The organism is Deltaproteobacteria bacterium, from assembly GCA_017302835.1.
Lineage (GTDB): Bacteria > Bdellovibrionota > Bdellovibrionia > Bdellovibrionales > Bdellovibrionaceae > UBA2316.
In genome coordinates, this window is sequence record JAFLCC010000015.1 from 46,340 (window position 1) to 68,170 (window position 21,831).

Genomic DNA, 21,831 nt, shown 5'->3' on the forward strand with positions numbered 1-21,831 from the left:
TCATACCCTAAAAAGTCCATTGCATCACTAATCTGGGGGCCCAATGGGCATAAAGATTGGGTCGATAGAAATCAGTAAAAACTACGGGCGCATAAATTTTATGTTTGTACTCAAGTTGTTTTTCATAATTTTCGACATATTTATTTTTAAATATCATAGGCATGAAGGCAGTCAGCATGGCAATGCCCGCATAGAGGTTATAGTCAGAATTGACATTATCCATTAATCCAGCGGCTGCAACAAGATTCGTAAAAGTGGAGACATAGGTTAACATTTTAATTAATTCTGCTGGTTTTTGCATTCCTTCTTCGGCAATTCTTTCACGAAGTAGAAGTGATTTTTTATCTTTGCCCTTTATTTGATTTATTTTATTTAACTCCGTCGTGTAAGGCTGTCCTGCAGAGATAAAATAAGTTAACGCAAACCAAGAAACAGATAATCCAACAGCCGCATTAACTTTAAAATCAGCATTTTTTCTAAAAACTTCGTCATTTTCCTTATCTGGATTAAATTTATTTTTACTGATGAGGGCGGCCATCAGTGTGGCACCAGAAGCTATATGAAATGGCCAAAACATAAACCAGCCATTGTCATTTTCGCGGAAGGCGTCCATTTGCAACCTTTCACTGGCTCGAGGAACAACCTGTAATTCCGGATAATCTAAAGAATTTAAAAAAGTGGCTTCCGCTTTTGAAGGATCGGCATGTAAGAGTTCATTTTTATCTTGGCAAAAGGCGAAGCTATTCCAAATCAGAAGAACACTTAAAATTTTACAGAATAAATGATGCATGATAAGCCCTCAAAAAATGTCTAAATGCGTGATTGAAAAGCTTTTTCAAATACGCTCTGAAGTTATCATAGAATTAAAATAGAAAATTATTAACTATTTGTTCAGAATTTGAATTTGATAAGGACTTTGGCCGAGACTATTTTTTATCAATTTTTTTTACTATTCCAATATAGATATAGGCAATACCAAGACTTAAGGAACGAACTGAAACCTTGGAAAAGTTTTGTGTTTTTTCCATCATTTTCACGAATTCATTTCCACATGGAAAATGGGAAGACGATTCTTGAAGGTACTCGTAGGCTTCTGTTTCCCCAGTTATCCAGCCACCAATCTTGGGTAAAACTTTGGTTGAGTAAAAATTATAAATGGAATTAACAAGAGGAATGGGGATCTGACCAAATTCCAATATACAAACTCGACCACCGTTTTGAGTCACTCGAGCAAGTTCATTAATAGCAAGAACAGGATCTGAAACATTTCGAATGCCAAAAGATATGCTACTCAAATTAAAACTGTCATTTGGATAACTAAGTGCTGTCACATCTGCAATTTCAAAATCAATGTCTAAGAGATTCTGGTTAGCCTTTCGAGGGGCCAATTCTAACATTTCTTTACAAAAGTCAGTGCCTTTTACAGTGCCAGCAGTTCCAACAACCTTTTTGAACTCAATTGCCAGATCACCCGTTCCTGTGGCGCAATCCAAAACCTTGTCCCCTAATTTGGCACCACTTAATTGAACTAATTTTTTTCTCCAAAGATGATGGATACCAACAGATAAAACATTATTTGCTTGATCATAACCTTTTGCTACTTTGGAAAACATAAGTCTAATTTTTTCAGGTTTTGATGAATGTATATCCATATTCTCTTTCATTTTTTTTCAAGTTTTCGATCTAAGGCATTTAATACTTTTTCGAGCTTAATCATTAATTGGGAAAATTGAGTCGGAGTTAATGCCTGTGGGCCATCTGAAAGAGCCTCTTTCGGGGCAGGATGAACTTCTACAATAAGACCGTCGGCACCAACCGCGGCGGCGGCTAAGGAAATATCAGGAACCAGCTCGCCAATCCCGATAGCGTGGGAAGGGTCCACAATGACGGGATAGGGACTATTCTTTTTGAGAAAAGCCACGGCATTGAGATCAAGGGTGTTTCTTGTCGCTGTTTCAAACGTGCGAATGCCTCTTTCGCAAAGGATAACTTGGGCTCGGCCAGAGGTTTCTACATAATCGGCAGCTTTCAACCACTCGTCAATATAGGCAGCAAGACCTCTTTTAAGAAGGACGGGTTTGTCTTGGTTGGCGAGTTCCTTGAGTAAAGCATAATTATGCATATTTCGCGAACCCACTTGAAAGATGGAAACCATTGGATAGAGGGACTCGATTTGTCTTGGATCCGTCACCTCGGTCACTATTCCGGTGTGAAGTTCTGAAGTGACTTTTTGGACGATATCAAAGGCGGCTTTTCCAAGGCCTTGAAAAGCCTGGGCTGAAGATCTGAGTTTCCATATACCACCGCGCAATAAACAGGCCCCGTTGGCGACAACGGAACGAGCCGATTCTAAGAATTGGACTTCACTTTCGATGGAACATGGTCCCGCAATGACATAAAAATGCCCATTTCCCATTGAATAGGTTTTGTCGCCGCTGATAAAAGTTACATTTTTTTTGGAATTTTCAATAGCCATATTTTTTTGTTACCATTAAGTCCATACAGTAGTATTAAATCAATAGGACAGATTAATTTACTGGAAAATACTGTGCAGGAAGAACCTAACATAACTTTTGATGATTTTACAAACTTTTTAAGGTCAGGATCATTTATTCGTTGGCAAGACGAATGGTATTTATTTTGGAACTTAGGTCTTAGACAGCAGATTAATTCTGACGAATATGAAAAAAGTTCAGAATTTCCTGATGGAATTTATAGCTGTGATTTTATCAGTGGGACTGTTTATAATCAATTTTTTTTAAAAACAGTAAAATTATCAACTCCTTTTTTTAAAGAATTTTTATTCAAATATATTTGTTATAACAATTATCAAAAGGAACTCAGGAATCGTTTTTTTGAACCTGATTGGTTTAAAATAGATAAAGATTTATTTAAAGAAACTTTTTTAAAAATAAAAGAGGCCATTCTTCATGGAAAAGTTAAAAAGGCAGTCCCTATAGCTTTCCAGAATGGAAAAACAAACACTCATTCAAAGATTGATAATCTACAAAAAATTCTCTTTATAAGTAAACTTTTAGAGTCTGAAAATAACCTCATCCCATACGGAGAGTGGGAAGCCACAAAAGGTTTTGTAGGTCTCACTCCCGAGCTCTTTTTTTATATTGACGGCAATAGATTTGCGACCATGGCTTTGGCAGGAACTTCTATTAAAGGCACAGCAAAACAGGACTTTTTAAGTGATGAGAAAGAACGAAAAGAACATGAAATGGTTATCCATGATATTAAGGAAAAATTAGAAATTTTTGGAACCTGTCAAGTAGGTGAAACCTATGTTTCAGAATTTCCTCATTTAAATCATTTAAAAACAGATATTCAAGTAAACCTATCAGATAAATCTCATTTCTTAGAAATACTTGAAAGGCTTCATCCGACATCGGCTTTGGGTATTTATCCAAAATCGGAATATTGGAATGATTTTATTCAACTTCCTAACCAATCGACGCGGCAAGGGTTTGGAGCTCCTTGGGGTTTTAAAATTAAAAATCAGAGTTTGTTTGTTGTTAGTATTCGTCGCCTACAATGGGAAGGAAATAGACTATGTATTCCTGCTGGTTGTGGAATTATCGAGCTTAGTGATTTTGAGAAAGAGTTTTCAGAAATTGAAAGGAAGATGAATTCAGTTAAAAAAGTATTTGAATCAAAGCCGAGTCTCAGGGAAATCATGATCCATGAATGACACTGTCTTGAATAATATGCAATTGTCAGCTTATATAATTCAGTCCCTTTTGGACTCAGGAGTTTCTGAGTTTTGTTTATGTGCAGGTGCTCGAAATGCTTCCCTGGTGAAAACTTTTGAAAAAAATGCTCACTTAAAAATTTATCATTTTTTTGAAGAAAGAAGTGCCGCCTTTTTTGCTTTGGGCAGAATTCAGCAAATTCAAAAACCAGTAGTTGTTGTGACCACAAGTGGAACTGCCGTGGCCGAACTGTTACCAGCCGTTATCGAAGCCCATTATACAGGATTGTCATTAATATTATTAACTGCTGATAGACCCAAGAATTATCGCGGAACGGGCGCCCCCCAGGCCATAGAGCACATGGGCATTTTTTCGAACTACGTTAGAAAGTCATTTGATTTGGATGCTCAGAATTATGACTTTGCAATTAATCAAGATCACCTGAATTTTCCATTACATTTAAATGTCTGTTTCGATGAACCTTTAATTGATCAGGAACCTCTTGAAATCCAATTTAATTCAATTGTCGATGTGGTTAAGGATAAGAATCGTTATCATTCTTTGATGTCAGAGAATAAGGGCTTAGAAGCTAAGAACTTCGCGACTAATAGTGTAGAGGAAAATAGTTTAGAGAAAAATGGAGAGTGCTTTTTAAAAGAACTAGATATCTTTTTAAAAGAAACAAAACCCCTCATTATTTTAAGCGCCTTAGCTGAAGCGGACCAACCGATAGTTATTCAATTTTTGGAGAGCCTGCAACTCCCCTTGTTTGTTGAGGGAATTTCGGGTCTTCGCAATCATCCCAGAATTAAAAAGTATAGTCTTTTGACTCCAGAAAAAATAACGAAGGAATTATTTTTAAATAAAACTTGCAATTCCATTTTACGAATCGGTGGCGTTCCAACCACTCGATTCTGGAGGGATTTGGAGTTTGAATTAAAAAATATTCCCGTCCTATCGATTTCTAATAATTTATTTTCTGGTTTAAGCCGTCCTTCAAAACTTTGTACTCCGATTCAGAACCTAAAAGAATATGATTCTGGTTCTCAAATTTTAATGAGTGAACCGATTTGGAAGTCACGGGATGAAGAGTTGTATTTCAATTTAAATCGTTTGTTTGAAAAATATCCAGAGTCAGAACCAGCCTTAGTAAATAAACTGTCAAAACATTTACATCATAAAAATGTCTATTTAGGAAATAGCCTGCCAATCAGAGAATGGGATTTAGCTATTTGCCAGAAAACAATTCCAGCAAAGGTTTTTGCTAATCGTGGGGCCAATGGAATTGACGGTCAAGTTTCAACATTTTTAGGTTGGGCTTCCTCAGGAGTTGAAAACTGGGCGATTTTGGGGGATCTAACGGCCCTTTATGACTTGTCATCACTTTGGATAACAAGACAATTAGAAGTGGATAATCTGACAATTCTCGTAATCAATAATGGTGGGGGAATGATTTTTAATAAAATTTTCGAGAGCGAGTATTTTTTAAATCGTCATGAAATAAATTTTTCTTCTTGGGCCAAGATGTGGAATTGGCATTATGAAAAATGGCAGACCATTCCTTCCAAACCGATTTCCTCAGGATTTAGAATCATCGAAATGGTTCCAGTTGAAGAACAAACCAAACAATTCTGGCTGGAGTGGGACAAGTGTGGATTGTGATTTGATATTTCTTCATGGGTTTTTAGGATTGCCCTCCGACTGGAAGGCATTGTTGGGCAGCCCCTCTTTGGAAGAATCTATCAAGAATAATGAAACAACAGGCAGTCTTAATTTCTACTGTCCTGATTATTTTAATATTCCCAGTTTATCTCCAAATTTCCCCTTTCAAGAATTTGCTAAAAACTTTGTTCAATGGGTTCAGTCAAATACTCACTCAGATAGAAAGATTCTTATTGGTTATTCCCTCGGGGGAAGATTGGCTTTAGCTGTTTTTGAGCAAGCACCTGAGATGTTTGCAAAACTCTTTTTACTTTCGACTCATCCAGGGCTTAAGTCAGAAGAAGAAAAAGATCTAAGAAGAATAAACGATAGTGAATGGGCAAAGTCATTTCTTTCAACTAACTGGGAAGATTTAATGCAATGTTGGAATCAGCAAAGCGTATTTGCGGGAAGCAAGGCAGAGCCCCAACGGCAGGAAATGAATTTCTCAAGAGAATATTTGAAATTGGCATTAGAAAAGTGGTCTCTTGCAAATCAAGAATCAAAAGTCTTATTAATTAAGAACTATTTTTCTCAGATTGTTTATGTTGTTGGTAAAGATGATACTAAATTTACAGACCTCGCACGTCAGCTTTTGGAACAAGTTCCTGGTTTGCAATGTTTTATACTTAAGAATTCAGGTCATCGAGTCCTCTTTGATCAGCCAGAAGAAATAGCAAAATTGCTGGTTCAAGAATTATTTCGCAGCCATAGAAACTTGATTTAAATTTGGATTTAACGTCAGCGCCTTGGCTGTATCTTGGATCCATTTGTAGTGGGCAAGAATAAGAGTGTAGATGCTAAATTGATTGCATTTATCTTCGCGGTCTTGATCCCCTCTTGATAAAATTCCCCATAAATAATGGGTTCCATTGATAACAATAAATGCGGGCCCTCCAGAGTCACCATGACAAGATCCTCGTCCAAGTCTTTGGTCTACTTGAATTTCTGTATAGGCATAGCGATTGTTAGAAATAACTGTTGCTGTTTGTCTCAAAATTTCTGAACCTTGCTTGGTCCTGGAGTCTGAGACTCCATATCCAGCAAGAACGACAGGAGTATTATTTAAAAGATAGGATGGGTTTGGTAAAAAGGTAGTCGCCGTGTAACCTTGTGGGGCATCTCCTGAATATTTTAGTAGCGCCATATCGCCAGCATCCTTTAGATTATTTTTATTAGTCACCCAAAGAGGGTGAGTCACTGCTCCGGTAACTAAACGAGACATTTCCTTTGTTGCTGTTCTTGAGTTTTGGATAAAGTAGATCAGCATCGACTGTATTTGCCGATGAACACAATGGGCGGCGGTGAGTATTAAATTATTTTCCAACAAAGAGCCCGTACAAATTTGTCGAGTTAAAGTATTGTAAATAAGTACTGTGGTTTTGGCTATGGGATCCAATTTGGAAGTAATTTCTTGCCCTCCAATAATTGAACTTAATGGAACCGTTGGATCAATACTTAAATGGGCTGAGGGATCCGAATTATTTTGGTTTTCAATTGTGGGGAAATTCTTTCCGCAAGAAACCAATAACATCAATGAAAAACAAAAAGAAAAAATATTCAGGCGTTTTGAATTAATGAGAATTTTATAAGAATTCGAAATTCCAGCCTCCTTGCTAATTTCTACTCTTTTTTGCGAATTCTTCACAAGTTGATAATCTTTAAATCAACTATAAGTTATTTTTATATTAAAAAGACAAAGGCTTTTTCCCGTCGCAGTATCGCCTCTAAAAAGCTAGAATAAATTTTTAAAATCTTCCGTCGCCTGGATCACTTTATCTGTAACACCTTTTTCCATGACGGAGTGACCACTGTCTGGGATAAAATGCAGTTTAGATCCCGGCCAGGCCTTATGGAGTTCCCAAGCGTTTTTAGCAGGGCAAACCATATCGTATCGTCCGTGAACAATCACACAAGGTAAGTGGGAAATTTTGGATATGTTTTCAAGTAAGTAATTATCAGTATCAAAAAAAGCTTTATTTATAAAGTAGTGACATTCAATTCGTGCGAAAGGAAGAGCCTTTTCAGGATCTTCATAGTCATCAATAAACTGACTATCTAAAATGAGCTTTGAGGTAGAAGCCTCCCAGGTGCTCCATATTTTGGCTGCTTGTAATTTTAATTTTTCATCTGAGGATGTCAGCTGGGAATGGTATGCTGAGAGCATGTCTCCCCGTTGATTTTTTGGAATTTGATTCCAATAGGTTTCCCATAAATCTGGAAAAATTAAAGAGGCCCCCTCTTGATAAAACCACTTAATTTCCCATTCTCGACAAAGGAAAATTCCCCGTAAAACAAAGGCTAAGCATTTTTCTGGATGAGTGATCCCGTAGGCAAGAGCTAAAGTGGAACCCCAACTTCCTCCAAAAATAATCCATTGGTTTATTTTTAGGTGTTCACGAATTTTTTCCATATCATTCACAAGATCCCAGGTTGTATTTTCCTTCAATTCTGCGAAAGGTGTACTTTTTCCACAACCTCTTTGGTCAAATAAGATGATTCGATAAAACTGTGGATCATAGAATCTGCGATGGTCAGGAGAAACTCCTCCTCCAGGACCACCATGAAGAAAAATAATGGGTTTTCCCAAAGGATTTCCACACTCTTCAAAATAGAGAGTGTGAAGATTGGATACTTTTAAATAACCTGAATTGTAAGGTTCAATTTCTGGGAAAAATGTGTTCATTTGAGGCTCCTGTATGGCCAATAGGTTTCTTTTATTTTTTCAGGAATGAAAGAAGCATTGTAGGCCATGGTATTTATTTTCATGTAATCTTCAAGACTCAGGTGGAATTTCTGATTTAGATAACTGTAGTCGTCTGAAAGGGAGGTATTAAAAATACCAGGATCATCCGAATTAATAGATACAAGAATTCCAGATTGATATAGGTCTAAGAAAGGGTGTTGTTTTAAATTGACAAAGGCTTGGGTCAATTCATTACTCAAGGGGCAAATTTCAAGAAGGATGTTTTTACTCTTGATATAGCTTAATATTTCTTTATTTGTAATTAATTGAATTCCGTGACCAATGCGCGTTGCGTGGAGGAAATCAACGGAATCTTTTATTCTTTGTGCTGCCAATTTATCAGGAGTTTCACCACTGTGAATGGTTATAGGAAAACCACTTTCATAAAGAGGATCAAAAATATTTTTAAAATCTTTAGCCACGAATTTTTCTTCTGAATCAGCCAGATCGACACCGACAAAAGTATCCTTGTTGTTGAGTGTAAAATCCAAGACCTTTTTAAGATCTTTTTCCTTTTGGCCCCGTTGAAAAATGGAAATAAGTCCCACGGCAATAGGAAATTTATTTTTCGCCAAAGTCAGTCCTTCTAAGATGTCACTATGAATTTGATCGTAGGAACGGCCGGAGCTTTCGGCAATAAAATTCAAAGAGTATCGTAATTCAAGAATGCGAATCCCATCATTATAAGCGTCTTCTATTACTTCATAGGCGAGCCGCTTCAAAATTCCTGGCTCTTTAAAAATTTTTTGAGACTGAGAAAATTTTTTTAGAACATCAGCTAAATTATTCATTGGTCGCGTGACCAAGAAATCATCTTCAATTTTAAGAAAATCAGTTTTATTCGCTAGCCCTTGTTTTTCAGCAATTTCAACGAGGGTGGAATATCGCCAAGAACAATCAAGATGACGGTGAAGCTCCACCTTAGGAAGGTTTTTAATAGACAACAGTCCAGACTTAATTTGAGCCATAGCTTTTAACACACCTTCAGTTTTTTCTTGCAAATCCACAGCAAGATCTACGTGGAGTAGTGTAAATAAGAATAAATAATTTACAATAATTTTATTTCTTGTCAATCAGTGGACAAGGACTAAATTTCAGTTTAGAAAAGGCTATGAATCATCTTAAAATTAAAAATCAATTATTTTCGAATCCTACCCAACAACCAACATTTTCAGCCTCTGTAAAGAACCTGAAAAATGAAAGCATTTCGTTATCTGATCCCAGAGCCATGAGAGCTTTAATCTCTTTGATGGACATGAATGCAGTTCTTGGTGGTGCCGCTTCTCATTATGGGGGCCCTGCGGCCTTCGCAGAGCTGATGTCTGCTGTTCATGGCTACATGTTTGAAGAAGCTAAAATGTCACAAAAAAATTGGTTCGATCTTTTTCATTTTGTCAACGATGCCGGGCATTGTGAAAATGGACTTTATGCCATTAAGGCCAATTACCAAATTGCAGGATTAGAGATTAATTCTTTAAAGCATTTTCGGTCTATAAGATCTAATCTTACAGGTCATGGCGAGGCTCATTTGTTTCCTGAGGGCGTTTTTTTAAGCAATGGACCTCTTGGCTCGGCTTTGCCTCAAACTGTGGGTTTAGCTCTTGGGGATTACTTAACTAAAAATAATCGAGTCACTTTATGTGCGCTCTCTGATGGGGCTTGCATGGAGGGTGAAGCTAAAGAAGCTCTGGCGACTATTCCTGGTTTTGCCCAAAAGGGACAACTCGCTCCCTATGTTTTAATTATTAGCGATAACAATACGAAATTAAGCGGACGTATCGATAAAGATAGTTTTTCTTTGCAGCCAATGTTTGCTTCTTTAAAAATGATTGGTTGGGATTTACACACTCTTGAAAATGGAAATGATTTGCAAGCTTGCTACACAGCGATTGAAAAAGCAGTGGCGACGGCGAGGGCAAACCCCAGGGTGCCAGTGGTGATTCATGCCAAAACAACGAAAGGTATTGGAACCAAGAAAACGGCAGAGAGCAGTTCGGGTGGGCATGGGTTTCCGCTTAAGTCTCCAAAGGAATTGCCAGAGTTTTTAAGAGAAATTTATCATGGTGAAAATTATCCAGATCAGTTTAACGAGTGGATTCAACAGTCCATTGAAATTGAAAATCAAATCATAGCAAGTGGCAAGAAAGACAGTGGAGAAAAGATTCAAAAGGGTGTTTCAAGCAGCATGATTTTGGCAAAAAAAAATGGCCTGCCTATTGTTTCCATAACTTCTGATTTACCGGGGTCAACAGGCGTTGCTGAGTTTAGAAAAGAATTTCCTGAATGTTCTTTCGACGTGGGAATCGCTGAAAGTCATATGATTTCGACAGCAGCCGGTTTATCTAAATTAGGATTTATTCCTTTCGTAGATACTTTCGCTCAGTTTGGAGTAACAAAGGGAGCCTTGCCATTTACCATGGCCTCCTTATCTCAGGCTCCAGTGATTGCGATTTTGTCACATACGGGTTTTCAAGATGCGGCTGATGGGGCTTCTCATCAGGCTTTAAGTTATCTAGCCATGGTTTCTTCAATTCCTTATGTCGATGTTTATTGTTTATCCTGCAGTGAAGAGGCTCACGAGTTAATCACTCAAGCGATTCATGAATTCTCTGAAAAGAGAAAAAACAATGAAGTGCCAAATACTAAAATCTTCTTTCTTGGTAGAGAGAATTTTCCAAAGAGTTTTGGTGCTAAGAATTATCAATTAGGTAAAGCTCAAGTCTTGAGATCACAATTATTAGAAAAAAATATGAATTCTGATGTGAATAATAATATGGCCATAAAGAATGTAACAATTGTGACTTATGGATCTTTAGTTTCTGCCGCTATAAAGGCCGCAGACTTGTTAATGGAAAAAAACATTGGATCTGAAATTATCAATATGCATTCCATCACACAAATGGATATTCCATGTCTTAAAGAAAGTTTGCAGAGAACCAAAGGGAATTTAATTACTCTCGAAGATCATCAAAAAATTGGGGGTCTTTCGCAAATGCTCAGTCAGGCCCTAGGCGAAGAACAAATTCCATTTAAACTTAAAGTACATGCGGTAGATGGGCACTTTGGACAAAGTGCTTATTTAGCAGATGAGCTCTATGAAAAACACCATTTAGATGCAAAAAGTATTTTGAATTCAGCCTTGGAGTTAACAGAAATCTAAAGCTGGTGCATTATTTTGGCCAAGGACGAGTTCATAGGAAAATCAAAACACAGGCAATTACAGATAGAATAAGGTTGTTGATTCGTGCTGAGGTTAATTTTTCATTAAAAATAATAACGCTTCCGATGGAGGCTAAGGGGAATGCTAAATTTCTGATGATACTCACCAGAGTCGTTTTTTGCCCTGCGAGTTCAAAGTTTATATGAAGTCATTTTAGCTATTTCGTCGAAATGATTTGTTAACTGAACCGGTGAAAGCTGTGGAAAAACTCCAAAGCTGGAATCCGACCAAATTCGTGCCATAGTATAATTTGGTCTTGACTAAATTTGTATATATGTTTATTTTGGTCGTATCTATGAAAAGATATCTTTCTTCTGAAATTATTTCTTTGGCATTAAAGCGCCATAAGATGGCTTTTGTATCTGGACCAAGGCAAGTTGGAAAAACGACTCTATCTAAAAACTTTATTGAAAGCTACGACCAGGCACTTTATAAAAACTGGGATGAGAGTGACTTCCGAAAACAGTGGGCTAAGTCACCCAATATAATAGCGGATGAATTTCGATTGGAAAAAATCAATCAAACTCGTTTACTTATTTTAGATGAAATACATAAATCTAAAAATTGGAAGCAAAAAGTTAAAGGTTTCTATGATGTCCATGGAGATGATGTCGATATTATAGTTACTGGGAGTGCTCGTCTCAATGTTTTTAAAAAGGGCGGCGATTCGTTGATGGGTCGCTATTTAAATTTTAGATTACACCCTTTGAGCTATGGAGAAATTTTAGGGAATGGCCTTTTAGACCCTGACCAATGGCTTAAAAAGTTATTCACCAGACCACAAAATTTTTCCGATCAAAAAATATTACTTCAGCTTAATCAACTGAGTGGTTTTCCAGAGCCCTTTATTTCTAAGTCGGAAAAAATACTTAAAATTTGGAGACAAAGTCGAACTGAAAAAATTGTTCGCGAAGACTTACGTGATCTTACTCGAATCATTGATCTGAGCCAGATTGAATTGCTTGTGAGTCTTCTTCCTGAGCGAGTGGCAAGTCCTCTAAGTATTCAAAATCTTCGAGAAGACCTAGAGACTTCTCATGATACGGTTAAACGATGGTTAAATTATCTCAGCGAACTGTATTATTTTTTTGAACTAAAACCATGGTCTAAATCCTTTCCGCGCTCACTTAAAAAAGAAGGAAAGATCTATCTCTATGATTGGACTGAGGTTGCTGTTCCAGGAGCCAGATTTGAAAATTTGATTGCCTGTCATTTATTGAAGACCTGTCATTATTGGAACGATACTGGAAATGGTTTTTTTGATCTTTTTTATATTCGAAATAAAGACAAGCAAGAGGTGGACTTCTTACTTGTTCGGGATAAAAAACCTTGGCTGATGGTTGAAAGTAAGCTTTCTGATATAAAAATTGATAAGCCAAAAGTTGCAAAATTTCAGACCTATTTTAAATGTCCATTTATTCAAGTTGTTTTTGAAAATGAAATTTGGCAAAAAACTAATGAGTCTTTGGTTGCAAGCGCAACTCACGTTTTAGGAAATTTGCCATAAATAGTCATTATTAGGTATGCAAAACCGAAAAGAATCAACAATAAAGTAATAAATAAAATCTAGACTTAAGCATTTTAAAAGTGTTCCGAACTAATACGTATCAATGAAGAACATGATGTTTTTCAATGCCAATGGATGGCAATAAATCAAGGAGGATTTCACAATGCAAGGAGGATAGAATGGGTATGCGTATTAACACAAATGTTTCGGCATTAAATGCTCAGAAAAATTTGTACATGACAGGGATCAATCAAGCTAGGTCCATGTCAAGATTGGCATCTGGCCAAAGAATAAATCAAGCTGCTGATGATGCTGCAGGTTTAGCAATCTCAGAAAATCTAAAAGGACAAATCAGAGGCCTCAGGCAAGCCAATCGGAATGCCAACGATGGTATTTCTTTAGTTCAAATTGCTGAAGGCAGTTTAAATGAAGTTTCCAACATGCTCATTCGCCTAAGAGAATTGGGAGTTCAGGCTTCTTCAGATACCATTGGCGATACCGAAAGAAAATTCTTAGATGTTGAATATCAACAATTAAAGTCAGAGGTCCAACGGGTTACCGAAGCCACATCCTATAACGGATATGATTTGCTTAACGGCACCGGGGGAGTTATCGACATTCAAGTCGGCGTAAATAACGATCCATTCAAAGATAGAATTTCTTTTAATTCGGGAGCTGCAAATTCATCCCTTGAAGCCTTAGGCCTGGTCGCAGAATCTGTGGAAACCAAAGAAGGCGCTCAATTCAGTTTGCAATCCGTCGACAATGCATTGGTATCTGTCAATGCCATCCGAGCCAATTTCGGAGCCATGCAAAACAGGCTACAATCAACTTCAAACAATTTACTTGTTTATGATGAAAATATTTCAGCAGCTAACTCAAGGATTCGTGACGCCGATGTGGCCGCTGAAAGTTCTGAATTAACAAGAAATAATATTTTAATGCAAGCAGGTGTTTCGGTATTAGGGCAAGCGAATCAAATGAATCAGTTAGCATTAAAATTATTAGGATAGTTGAAAAGATCACTGTACTCATTAGTGACAGTTTATTGTTTGCGGAATGTAAGCTATCAATTCTTCTATTATGTCGAAAAATAAAATTTTTAAGTTAGCTTTTTTTGCTTCTCTCATTTTTAGTGGTATGTGTTTTCTGGAAATAGAGTTGGCACACGCTAGTTCATGTATATTAAGTACAGCCAGTAAGCCTATTGATATAATTAATTGGCAAGGCAAAATTGACTTAGTAAAAGGAAGATTTACTTTTTATGCTTATGAAGACAAAGTGTTGGTTTTAACGGGCTATATTTTAAATAATTACACTTATATATATATTCCATTATCAAAAATTGGTGAGGCAAATTCTTATGTGGCTGATTTTAATAACGCTATCACTATCGGACATAATAGCGCCTCTTATTCTCGAGTGGTTCAACTCACTGAAGTGATTTTCTTTTCGTCCTTAGGTATGTATTTTACTTCCTACTATGATAGCACAAGTAAGTACACTCAAGATAAAAATTTGTATGTTTTAAAGAAGGATGGAAGTGTTGAAGAAATCGGAACGATGCTAGGTTCTTTTAAAGATAGGGAAATTTCTACTATTTTATATTCTAAGACGGTCAACAAAGAAATTTCTATTTTTAAATTAAATGTCAATTTAGGAATAAGTCTACCAATTCCTGGTGAAAAAATTAAAAATAACTTAGATAAAATTAAACTTTTTAACGTGTTAATTTCTGACAATAGAATTTTCTTTTCAGCTAACATTTTGTATTCCGATACAAATTCTAATAATCCAGTATCAATTATCGATATAAACACTGATTCGATTTATACGACATCAGCAATAATTAGTCCTGATTATAAATTAGCGAAATTAAGTAATGGAGAAGAGATTACTCTTAATAAAAATTATTTCAATTCAACTTTTGTTCGCTCAAATTATTATTGGAGTAGTAATAGCGGCAAAATTTCAATTAAAGCAAATAATACATCTAATGAAATTCCATTAGATGTATTTGCGGGCCATAATTCTAGCGAACCTTATACTTATGAATCTTACTTTAACGAGTACTTATTGATTAAATCCAAAGCTGATCAGCAAATTTTCATTGTGAATGGAGACAAAGTTATTTGTGAAAAAAATTTGCCTCAGTTTAAGGAATCGGAGAATGTTTTTTTAAAAACGAAATTCGAAAACCAAATTGCCTGTGATGGAACTGATTCATCCATGCAGGGATGGGACGGTTTAACTCAAAAAAACTATGATAAAGTCATTAATCAGAAGGAGTTTAGTTTTGAAGATATTGATTATTTGTTACAACGATACTTGCGAAGCGATTCCTTGACTGAAAAAGATTTAGAATTCATTGAAACAATTTATTTTGATAAAATCGGAACTGAGTTTAATGATTTGTTAACTATAGTAGTAGATAAATTTTCATCCAAGGTTAACTATAGAAATTTGAGTTTGATTTTTAGAAATTCTGCAAAAGTAAGAAAAATAACTGGAAAACTAAATAATGTTTGCATGAACAAAGAAGCAAGGGCCCAAATGTCTTCTGTATATAAAAATCTACTTCTTGATCGTGCAAATAAAATGGCTACGTCCAATCCCGCTGCTTTTAATATTCAAAGCTTACTGTACATCAAAAACTACTTAAGAATATTGACAAATCAAGACAAAGAAGATTTGGCTTCTGATATTGGAACCATATTGGCACATTCCATACAACAAAACGATAGAAATTTGGCATTAGTGTTCTTTTCAACCTTAGATTGGTTAAGCACTCAAAAAGTTCGTGAGTTTTTTGGTATAAAACCTTTAGCTCTTACGGATTTGATTGTAACTAGCAATGATTCTTATGTAAGCATTATCGGGACTAACGAACTTCTTAATGATACAGATTTTCTTTCTTCAGAACTCAAGCGAACTCAAGGTGGATTTTATTATTATAATCCCATTTATTTAAGTCTTTATGATTCTGGGATTAAAAAATTTTCTTGGTATCATGGAGATGATCTTTTTGAGGGAGACGTCATAAAGAGAAAACGAAAAGTGGAATTTATTCCCAAACCTGTAGAGGCCCCAAATAGGGAAGAGCTTTTGGATGATAAAATCTATCATGGGGTGGTTGTTTTAGGCTCTAACCTTTATGGAAGCACAAAGGATAATACGAAAAATAGTTATCTCTATTATCTTAAACAACAAAATTTTGTGGTGGCCGAACCGATAGTTATTTCTGATTCCATAGAATACTTGAAAGAGAGAATCATTGGAAAGAAAGACAAACTAGACTTTTTTGTAAAAGAAGCCCATTCCGATGGGGACTATCGAAATTTATTTTCTATTAATAAAAAAATGTTTTTGGTAAGGGCAACGCTGTCACATCAAGATTATCAAGAAATTATTGATATCATGTACACCGATGGAAGTTATTCTGCCGAGTATATTTCTAATCAACAATTCGGAGAATGGCTTAAAACAAGAGAAAATGAAAAGTTAGGTGGGCAACTTATTTATTTAAATACGAGTTGCAGTAGTTACACAAAGGCTGCTGCTGAGCTGGGCACTGCCGCAAGCAATAATCTGGTTATTATCGCTTCGGAGTCTTCAGTTTATACCTTTTCAGTCACTCAGGATAATGCCACCTATCACCTCTTTGATGGGATTCGCAAGATGTCTTCTTTTCAAGAAATTTCTAAAACCATAAAAGGAATGAGAGGAAGTTATCTTTTCCCTATGGAAGAAAGTTACAAGATTAAAATTTTTAAAAACATTAATGCAGGCTACGAAACTTATTCAAAGGTATATAAAATAAGCGAAAGTGGTGAGAGAATTCCTTATCAAATCGAACAGCTATTAAACTCAGCTAGGTCAAATCCTTAAATTGTGTTCGAAGGCTCTTAGGGTTTTTTAATATAGTTATAAAATCCAACAAGACCTAGGAGTCCAGCGCTCAGATAAAGGAAGAAGCTCATGGTGGGCATTCCAAAAATTAAGTCATTAGTTTGTTTTAAGGCAAAAATAAGAGAGGCACTTAAAATAAACGAGCTGATGATCATACCAAGAAAAATTAAGTTAAATGAAGATTCAAATGATTTTTTTAAGTCTTGAATTTCAACTAATTGAAATTTGAAATAATGTTCAGGACTATTTAGTTTTTTAATCAAAAAATTTAATTGTCGAGGCAACGCATGGATAAAGTTTTTTGATTCTCTGGCAATTTGACTTAAATCTAAGGCAATTTTATCCGCACTTAATTGATGCTTTATTAACTCTCCAGCAAATTCAATGGAGTACTGAAGGAAATCAAATTCTTTGTGGATTTTTTTTCCCATGCCTTCAATGGCAACAATAGATTTAAAAAACAACATCAATTCTGAAGGAACGGTTAATTTGTTTTGAGAGGCGATACTGGCAGAGGACATCAGGAGTTTACCTAGATTGATATTTTTTAAAGTAAGTCCATAGTAAGGCGCAATCAATTCTCGAAGTTCCCGTGCAAACACGTCGATATTTACCTGATCTGTAAAAGGTGCCAGATCAATGTATTCATAGGCTAAGCGGTCATAGTCTTCTTTGGAAAGAGCGTAGAGCATGTTGGCAATCGAAGACTGGGTCTTATTATTAAGTCTTCCGACAACACCAAAATCAATTAAAGCAATCGAGTTTTGAGGTAAAACAAAAAAATTTCCCGCATGTAAATCTCCATGGAATAATCCATCCATAAAAACCATTTTTAAATAAGCACGAAGACCTTTTTTGATGATTTCATTAGAATCTACACCTTCTTGAGCCAGTGCTTTCTCTTCAGAAAGAGGGATGCCTTTTATTTTTTCCATCACCAAAACTTTTTCTGTGGTCAGCTCTAAATATATTTTAGGTATTACAATATCTTCTTGAGAAGAGAAGTTTTGTTGAAATCTCCGAATATTATTCGCTTCAACAATGAAATTCGTTTCTAGATTTAATGTTTTGAAATACTCATCAACAATACTTTTAGGGTTAAATATTCTTGATTCAGGGATATATTTATTTAATAAATCGGCTATAAAATAAAGAACTCCCAGATCATCATTTATCGTATCAATGATTCCAGGTCTTTGAATTTTTAAAACGACGTCATCGCCAGTTTTTAATCTAGCTTGGTATACTTGAGCAATACTTGCGGAGCCAATGGGGTTGGGATCAATGCTTTCGAAGCTAGATAATAAGTTTCCTAGTTCAACGTCTAATAATTTTTGTATCACTTCGAAGGGAAGAGGTTGCACGTTGGCATGAAGTTTAGAAAATTCGATGACATATTCATCGGGAACCAAATCAGGTCTTGTAGCTAAAAGTTGACCTAATTTTACGAATGTCGGTCCTAGTTCTTCAAAGGACATTCGAATTCTTTCAGCGGTCGAATAGTTTTCATAGTTCGCCGTCATCCAGCGTTCCATAATGTATTGACCTAAATTAATTCGCTCCGCAACTTTATAGAATCCGTGTTTAGCGAACACCCCGACGATAGTTCTTAGCCTTGCTGCGTTTTTTAGAGTTTTTCCTAGAGGGTTCAGTTTTAAATCCAGAGCCAAAACTTTTCTCCTTTTGCTGCGAAGATTTATTTAGAGAATGAGGATCTGCCTGCGTTTGAGCTGTATCTTGAGCTGGGTTTTCTTTGTTTCTATGAGGTTTATTCCCAGAACTAAAATGATGATTCTTTTCCCTTGAAGCAATCGCTTGATCCAATCTTTCAAGAATAGAGCTACGCTTAGAAGAATTAACGGTATAGTCCAGCCCTTGGGGTTTCCAGGATTCTTTAGAAGCCTCTTGTTTAATGGATACCTTTGATTCAGATGACTTGGGATTGAAAAACTCATCTGACAAATTCCCACGATATTTAATTGAAGACTTATGATTTTCAGATTTTGTTTTTACGTTGGACTTAAAATGAGTTCCTGACTTTTTCTTTTTAAATAATTTCTCGGCAAAGGTTTTTTTGTTTTTATGAAAATTTAATGGTGTCGGTTGATTTTTCTTTTTTTGTTCTTCTTTGATTTTTCTAAAATCCTCTTTCATATTCTGCTCATTTTGTTTTTCTTTACGAATGACCACATCAAGAGGCATAAAATTAATTTGACCCAATTCGTGATCAGCAGAAATAACTTTAATTTTAAGGGTATCGCCAATAGTAAATCTCAATCCCGTTTTTTTATTGTATAAAGAAGGGGATTTTTCATCGTATTCTAGTCTTTGAGTGGATAAATCATCTATTTTAACGAGACCATCGATATCGTATTCTCTGAGTAAAACAAAAGCTCCGAAGCGAGCTACCGAGTTGATCATCCCTTCAAACTCATCACCCAAAAATTTTTCCATAAAACGAGCTTTTTTAATAGCGTGGATTTGGCGCTCTGATTTGGCCGCCTTTTGCTCACAACTCGAAAGCCAGGAGGCGCAAGTACTTAAATCTTCTTCAGCAATAGGACGATATTCCTTGGTTTTTAAAATTTGACTCTTTAGTAATCGATGGACAATTAAATCTGGATATCTTCGAATAGGAGAAGTGAAATGAGTGTAGAATTCAAAACCTAAACCAAAATGCCCTAAGTTGTTGGTGGAATATTTTGCTTGATTCATAGACCTTAAGGTCAAAATATTAAGAACCTGAGCTTCTGGCTTACCTGAAAATTCTTGCAAGGCTCGAGTGAGCCTTTTTTGTAATTTTCCTTGGTCTAATTTTGTCTTACCACCAAAATTATAAAGATACCGTTCAAGTGTTCTAATTGAATCTTCATTTGGGCTTTCATGAATTCGATAGAGAGCAGGAATGTCTGAATGAGACAAAAATTCTGCTACGGCGACGTTTGAAGCCAGCATGAGCTCTTCAATCAAACGGTGAGAAAATAATCTTTCTGATCGAATCACATCGACAGGAACCCCGGAAGCATCAATTTCTAAGGTGGTTTCGGGAATTTCTAAATCGAGAGAACCTTCACGAAATCTTTTAGCCATCAAAACCTTTGCAAGATCTGCGCATTTTAAAATATTTTCTTTAACCGCTTTTAATTTTTCAATTTCCACACCTTCAATAAGTTCTTGGGCTTCGCCATAGGTAACTCTCGCTTTGGAAGTCATCACGGCTTCATAAAACTTACTGGATGTCTTATCTCCATTAAAATTAAATTGCATCTCTGCGACCACGCAAAGCCTTGGTACATTTGGATTGAGTGAGCATAACCCATTACTTAACACTTCGGGCAACATGGGAATAACAAAATTAGGAAAATAAACACTATTTCCACGGAGGTAGGCTTCTTTATCAATTTCTGAATTATTTTGAACATAGTGGCTGACATCGGCGATAGCTACATAAAGCAGAAACCCTTGTTGATTCGTAAGAGTCAATACAGCATCATCAAAATCTTTTGCTGTTTTTCCATCGATGGTTATTAAAGGCAAATGTCTTAAGTCAGTTCGGTTCTTAAAATCTTTTTCTGATGGTTCTGATTTGAATTTTTTAGACTCTCTAAGAACACCCTCTGGAAATACCATCGGAATTTGTTGGTTCATCGCAACTCGTTTAATGTCATTAAGCGGGTCCTCAATATTTCCAATAATTTCGATGACTTTACCTAAAAAATCTTTTCGACCTTCTGGATACTGAAGAATTTTAGCAGCAACCAGATCACCATCCTTAGCGTCCATAGAAGATTCTGCGGGAATAGATAAGTCAGCTCCCCAGCTGTGAGACTCATCCTTTAGCATCGCAAATTTTTTATTTTGCCATTTTATTTTGCCAACAACGACCTCAGCACCTCGTTTTAACACTTCAATAATTTCGCCTCTAAATTTTTGTGAACCTGACTCAGGGAAGACGTCTACCAGGACAGTGTCATTGGTCATAATACCATCCATTGAATGCCTGGGAATATAGACATCTGGATGATCTTTAGTTTCTGGAATCAAGAATCCGAAGCCGTCGGGGTTTCTTTTAATTAATCCTTTAAGGAATTTTTTTTTAACCATGATGTCTTTAGTCTGAGGTTCTCTATTTATAAAGTCAAATAAGATCCTATTTTCTAAAAATAAAGAAACTATTTTTTTAGTTTGCTTCCATTCTAAAGTCTTTCTAGGATGAGGATATAGAAAAAAAAGGAGTAAGAATGAAAAAAATGATTTTTTTATTTATGATATCTTTGTTAAACGCGACTTCAGCTTTCGCTACGAAGGCTCGATTTGATTCCCTTCAAAACTCAGCCCATTTGTCTGATACGAGAGAGATTTTTATAAAACCAGATCAAGCAGGCACCTATGGAGAATTTGTTACTATGGAATCAGGAGCCACTGCAGGGACTCCCAATGCAGAGGGCGGTTTTTCAAGAAAGCTGGGTGACAATTCGGCGCTTGGGGCCCATCTTGGGAATAAAGAAGGACTTTCTCAAAGAGCTTTAAGTTTAGCGAGTGCCTATACCTTTAAAATTCAAAATCCATTAAACGTGTATTACTCAAATAAAATGGGTGAAAAGTCTTGGGGACTTGGTTTTCAATATGCAAATTCAGAAGATAAAAAGGCAATGAGCAAGTCTTCAACGATGGGATTAATGGCCTCGATGACAAGTTCTTCTGGTTGGGACGCACAAGTGGCGCTGGGACTATCTGGCGAAGCTACCATTGCAGACACAACAAAAGTAGAGCAAAGTTTACCCTTGGGTTTGAGCGGTAGTTATAACATGGATACCTTAACTTTCTATGCAGGTTATGAAATGATAGGAGCAAAGACGAAAGCTTCTGGGACCACTACTTCGAACATAGACTCATCGACAATGAAATTGGGAGTTGTCAATTCTCGCCTCTTTCTTCTTTTTGTGGGGATAGGGGTTTAATTGGATTCAGGGTCATACTTCCATTGCAGGGCAAAACGGCTGTTTAGGTAGCCAACTTTTTGCATTATTTTAAGCTTAAAATACTCCAT

At 36.2% G+C, this 21,831-nt stretch carries 16 protein-coding genes; 8 read left to right on the plus strand and 8 right to left on the minus strand.

Features of this window, described 5'->3' with window-relative positions; all coding sequences use genetic code 11:
• Positions 1-7 precede the first annotated feature (7 nt).
• From J0M15_13900 to aroF, 3 genes are all read right to left on the minus strand, one after another.
• A complete protein-coding gene (locus J0M15_13900; protein MBN8538143.1) occupies positions 8-790 on the minus strand; it encodes a hypothetical protein in 783 nt (260 codons plus the stop codon).
• Positions 791-926: 136 nt separating this feature from the next.
• Positions 927-1,652 carry a bifunctional demethylmenaquinone methyltransferase/2-methoxy-6-polyprenyl-1,4-benzoquinol methylase UbiE gene (ubiE, locus tag J0M15_13905; protein ID MBN8538144.1) on the minus strand — a complete coding sequence of 242 codons (726 nt, stop codon included), beginning with the start codon at positions 1,650-1,652 and terminating at the stop codon, positions 927-929.
• Between the two features lie 8 nt (positions 1,653-1,660).
• Positions 1,661-2,476 (minus strand): 3-deoxy-7-phosphoheptulonate synthase, encoded by an 816-nt coding sequence (aroF, locus tag J0M15_13910; GenBank protein MBN8538145.1) that lies wholly within the window; start codon positions 2,474-2,476, stop codon positions 1,661-1,663.
• 72 nt (positions 2,477-2,548) lie between these two features.
• On the opposite strand from aroF, the gene J0M15_13915 reads away from it, so the two are divergent.
• The 3 genes from J0M15_13915 to J0M15_13925 are packed head-to-tail and all read left to right on the plus strand — an operon-like array spanning position 2,549 to position 6,126.
• On the plus strand, positions 2,549-3,697 hold the full coding sequence (locus J0M15_13915; GenBank protein MBN8538146.1) for a chorismate-binding protein: 1,149 nt from the start codon (positions 2,549-2,551) through the stop codon (positions 3,695-3,697).
• A complete protein-coding gene (menD, locus tag J0M15_13920) occupies positions 3,690-5,360 on the plus strand; it encodes a 2-succinyl-5-enolpyruvyl-6-hydroxy-3-cyclohexene-1-carboxylic-acid synthase (protein MBN8538147.1) in 1,671 nt (556 codons plus the stop codon). Before J0M15_13915 ends, menD begins: the two co-directional genes overlap by 8 nt.
• A complete protein-coding gene (locus J0M15_13925; protein ID MBN8538148.1) occupies positions 5,308-6,126 on the plus strand; it encodes an alpha/beta fold hydrolase in 819 nt (272 codons plus the stop codon). Before menD ends, J0M15_13925 begins: the two co-directional genes overlap by 53 nt.
• Here the strand turns inward: J0M15_13925 and J0M15_13930 are convergent.
• The 3 genes from J0M15_13930 to add form a co-directional block, all read right to left on the minus strand.
• Positions 6,097-7,047 carry a trypsin-like serine protease gene (locus J0M15_13930; GenBank protein MBN8538149.1) on the minus strand — a complete coding sequence of 317 codons (951 nt, stop codon included), beginning with the start codon at positions 7,045-7,047 and terminating at the stop codon, positions 6,097-6,099. The two genes, J0M15_13925 and J0M15_13930, sit on opposite strands and share 30 nt — an antisense overlap.
• A gap of 87 nt (positions 7,048-7,134) precedes the next feature.
• Positions 7,135-8,085 (minus strand): prolyl aminopeptidase, encoded by a 951-nt coding sequence (pip, locus tag J0M15_13935; protein MBN8538150.1) that lies wholly within the window; start codon positions 8,083-8,085, stop codon positions 7,135-7,137.
• The gene (add, locus tag J0M15_13940; GenBank protein MBN8538151.1) at positions 8,082-9,152 is read right to left on the minus strand and encodes an adenosine deaminase; all 1,071 of its coding nucleotides are present in this window, start codon (positions 9,150-9,152) and stop codon (positions 8,082-8,084) included. The genes pip and add overlap by 4 nt, the downstream gene beginning before the upstream one ends.
• A gap of 104 nt (positions 9,153-9,256) precedes the next feature.
• Here add and J0M15_13945 point away from each other — a divergent pair, with 104 nt between their 5' ends.
• From J0M15_13945 to J0M15_13960, 4 genes are all read left to right on the plus strand, one after another.
• Positions 9,257-11,305, plus strand: coding sequence for a transketolase (locus J0M15_13945; protein MBN8538152.1), 2,049 nt, complete (start codon positions 9,257-9,259; stop codon positions 11,303-11,305).
• Between the two features lie 355 nt (positions 11,306-11,660).
• Positions 11,661-12,872 carry an ATP-binding protein gene (locus tag J0M15_13950; GenBank protein MBN8538153.1) on the plus strand — a complete coding sequence of 404 codons (1,212 nt, stop codon included), beginning with the start codon at positions 11,661-11,663 and terminating at the stop codon, positions 12,870-12,872.
• 179 nt (positions 12,873-13,051) lie between these two features.
• Positions 13,052-13,885 carry a flagellin FliC gene (locus tag J0M15_13955; GenBank protein ID MBN8538154.1) on the plus strand — a complete coding sequence of 278 codons (834 nt, stop codon included), beginning with the start codon at positions 13,052-13,054 and terminating at the stop codon, positions 13,883-13,885.
• Between the two features lie 70 nt (positions 13,886-13,955).
• Positions 13,956-16,760 carry a hypothetical protein gene (locus J0M15_13960; protein ID MBN8538155.1) on the plus strand — a complete coding sequence of 935 codons (2,805 nt, stop codon included), beginning with the start codon at positions 13,956-13,958 and terminating at the stop codon, positions 16,758-16,760.
• Between the two features lie 17 nt (positions 16,761-16,777).
• Here the strand turns inward: J0M15_13960 and J0M15_13965 are convergent, their stop codons facing one another.
• Positions 16,778-18,259 carry an AarF/ABC1/UbiB kinase family protein gene (locus tag J0M15_13965; protein ID MBN8538156.1) on the minus strand — a complete coding sequence of 494 codons (1,482 nt, stop codon included), beginning with the start codon at positions 18,257-18,259 and terminating at the stop codon, positions 16,778-16,780.
• Between the two features lie 106 nt (positions 18,260-18,365).
• The gene (rnr, locus tag J0M15_13970) at positions 18,366-20,885 is read right to left on the minus strand and encodes a ribonuclease R (GenBank protein ID MBN8538157.1); all 2,520 of its coding nucleotides are present in this window, start codon (positions 20,883-20,885) and stop codon (positions 18,366-18,368) included.
• A 137-nt stretch (positions 20,886-21,022) separates the two neighbouring features.
• Between rnr and J0M15_13975 the strand changes: the two genes are divergently transcribed.
• Positions 21,023-21,742 carry a hypothetical protein gene (locus J0M15_13975; protein ID MBN8538158.1) on the plus strand — a complete coding sequence of 240 codons (720 nt, stop codon included), beginning with the start codon at positions 21,023-21,025 and terminating at the stop codon, positions 21,740-21,742.
• The last annotated feature ends 89 nt before the right edge of the window (positions 21,743-21,831 follow it).

Coding starts and splice junctions, on each gene's coding strand:
- menD (MBN8538147.1), top strand. CDS start 3,690: ATGAATGACACTGTCTTGAATAATATGCAATTGTCAGCTTATATAATT.
- J0M15_13965 (MBN8538156.1), bottom strand. CDS start 18,259: ATGTCCTTTGAAGAACTAGGACCGACATTCGTAAAATTAGGTCAACTT.
- J0M15_13950 (MBN8538153.1), top strand. CDS start 11,661: ATGAAAAGATATCTTTCTTCTGAAATTATTTCTTTGGCATTAAAGCGC.
- pip (MBN8538150.1), bottom strand. CDS start 8,085: ATGAACACATTTTTCCCAGAAATTGAACCTTACAATTCAGGTTATTTA.
- J0M15_13945 (MBN8538152.1), top strand. CDS start 9,257: ATGAATCATCTTAAAATTAAAAATCAATTATTTTCGAATCCTACCCAA.
- rnr (MBN8538157.1), bottom strand. CDS start 20,885: ATGGTTAAAAAAAAATTCCTTAAAGGATTAATTAAAAGAAACCCCGAC.
- J0M15_13900 (MBN8538143.1), bottom strand. CDS start 790: ATGCATCATTTATTCTGTAAAATTTTAAGTGTTCTTCTGATTTGGAAT.
- J0M15_13955 (MBN8538154.1), top strand. CDS start 13,052: ATGGGTATGCGTATTAACACAAATGTTTCGGCATTAAATGCTCAGAAA.
- J0M15_13960 (MBN8538155.1), top strand. CDS start 13,956: ATGTCGAAAAATAAAATTTTTAAGTTAGCTTTTTTTGCTTCTCTCATT.
- aroF (MBN8538145.1), bottom strand. CDS start 2,476: ATGGCTATTGAAAATTCCAAAAAAAATGTAACTTTTATCAGCGGCGAC.
- J0M15_13975 (MBN8538158.1), top strand. CDS start 21,023: ATGAAAAAAATGATTTTTTTATTTATGATATCTTTGTTAAACGCGACT.
- ubiE (MBN8538144.1), bottom strand. CDS start 1,652: ATGGATATACATTCATCAAAACCTGAAAAAATTAGACTTATGTTTTCC.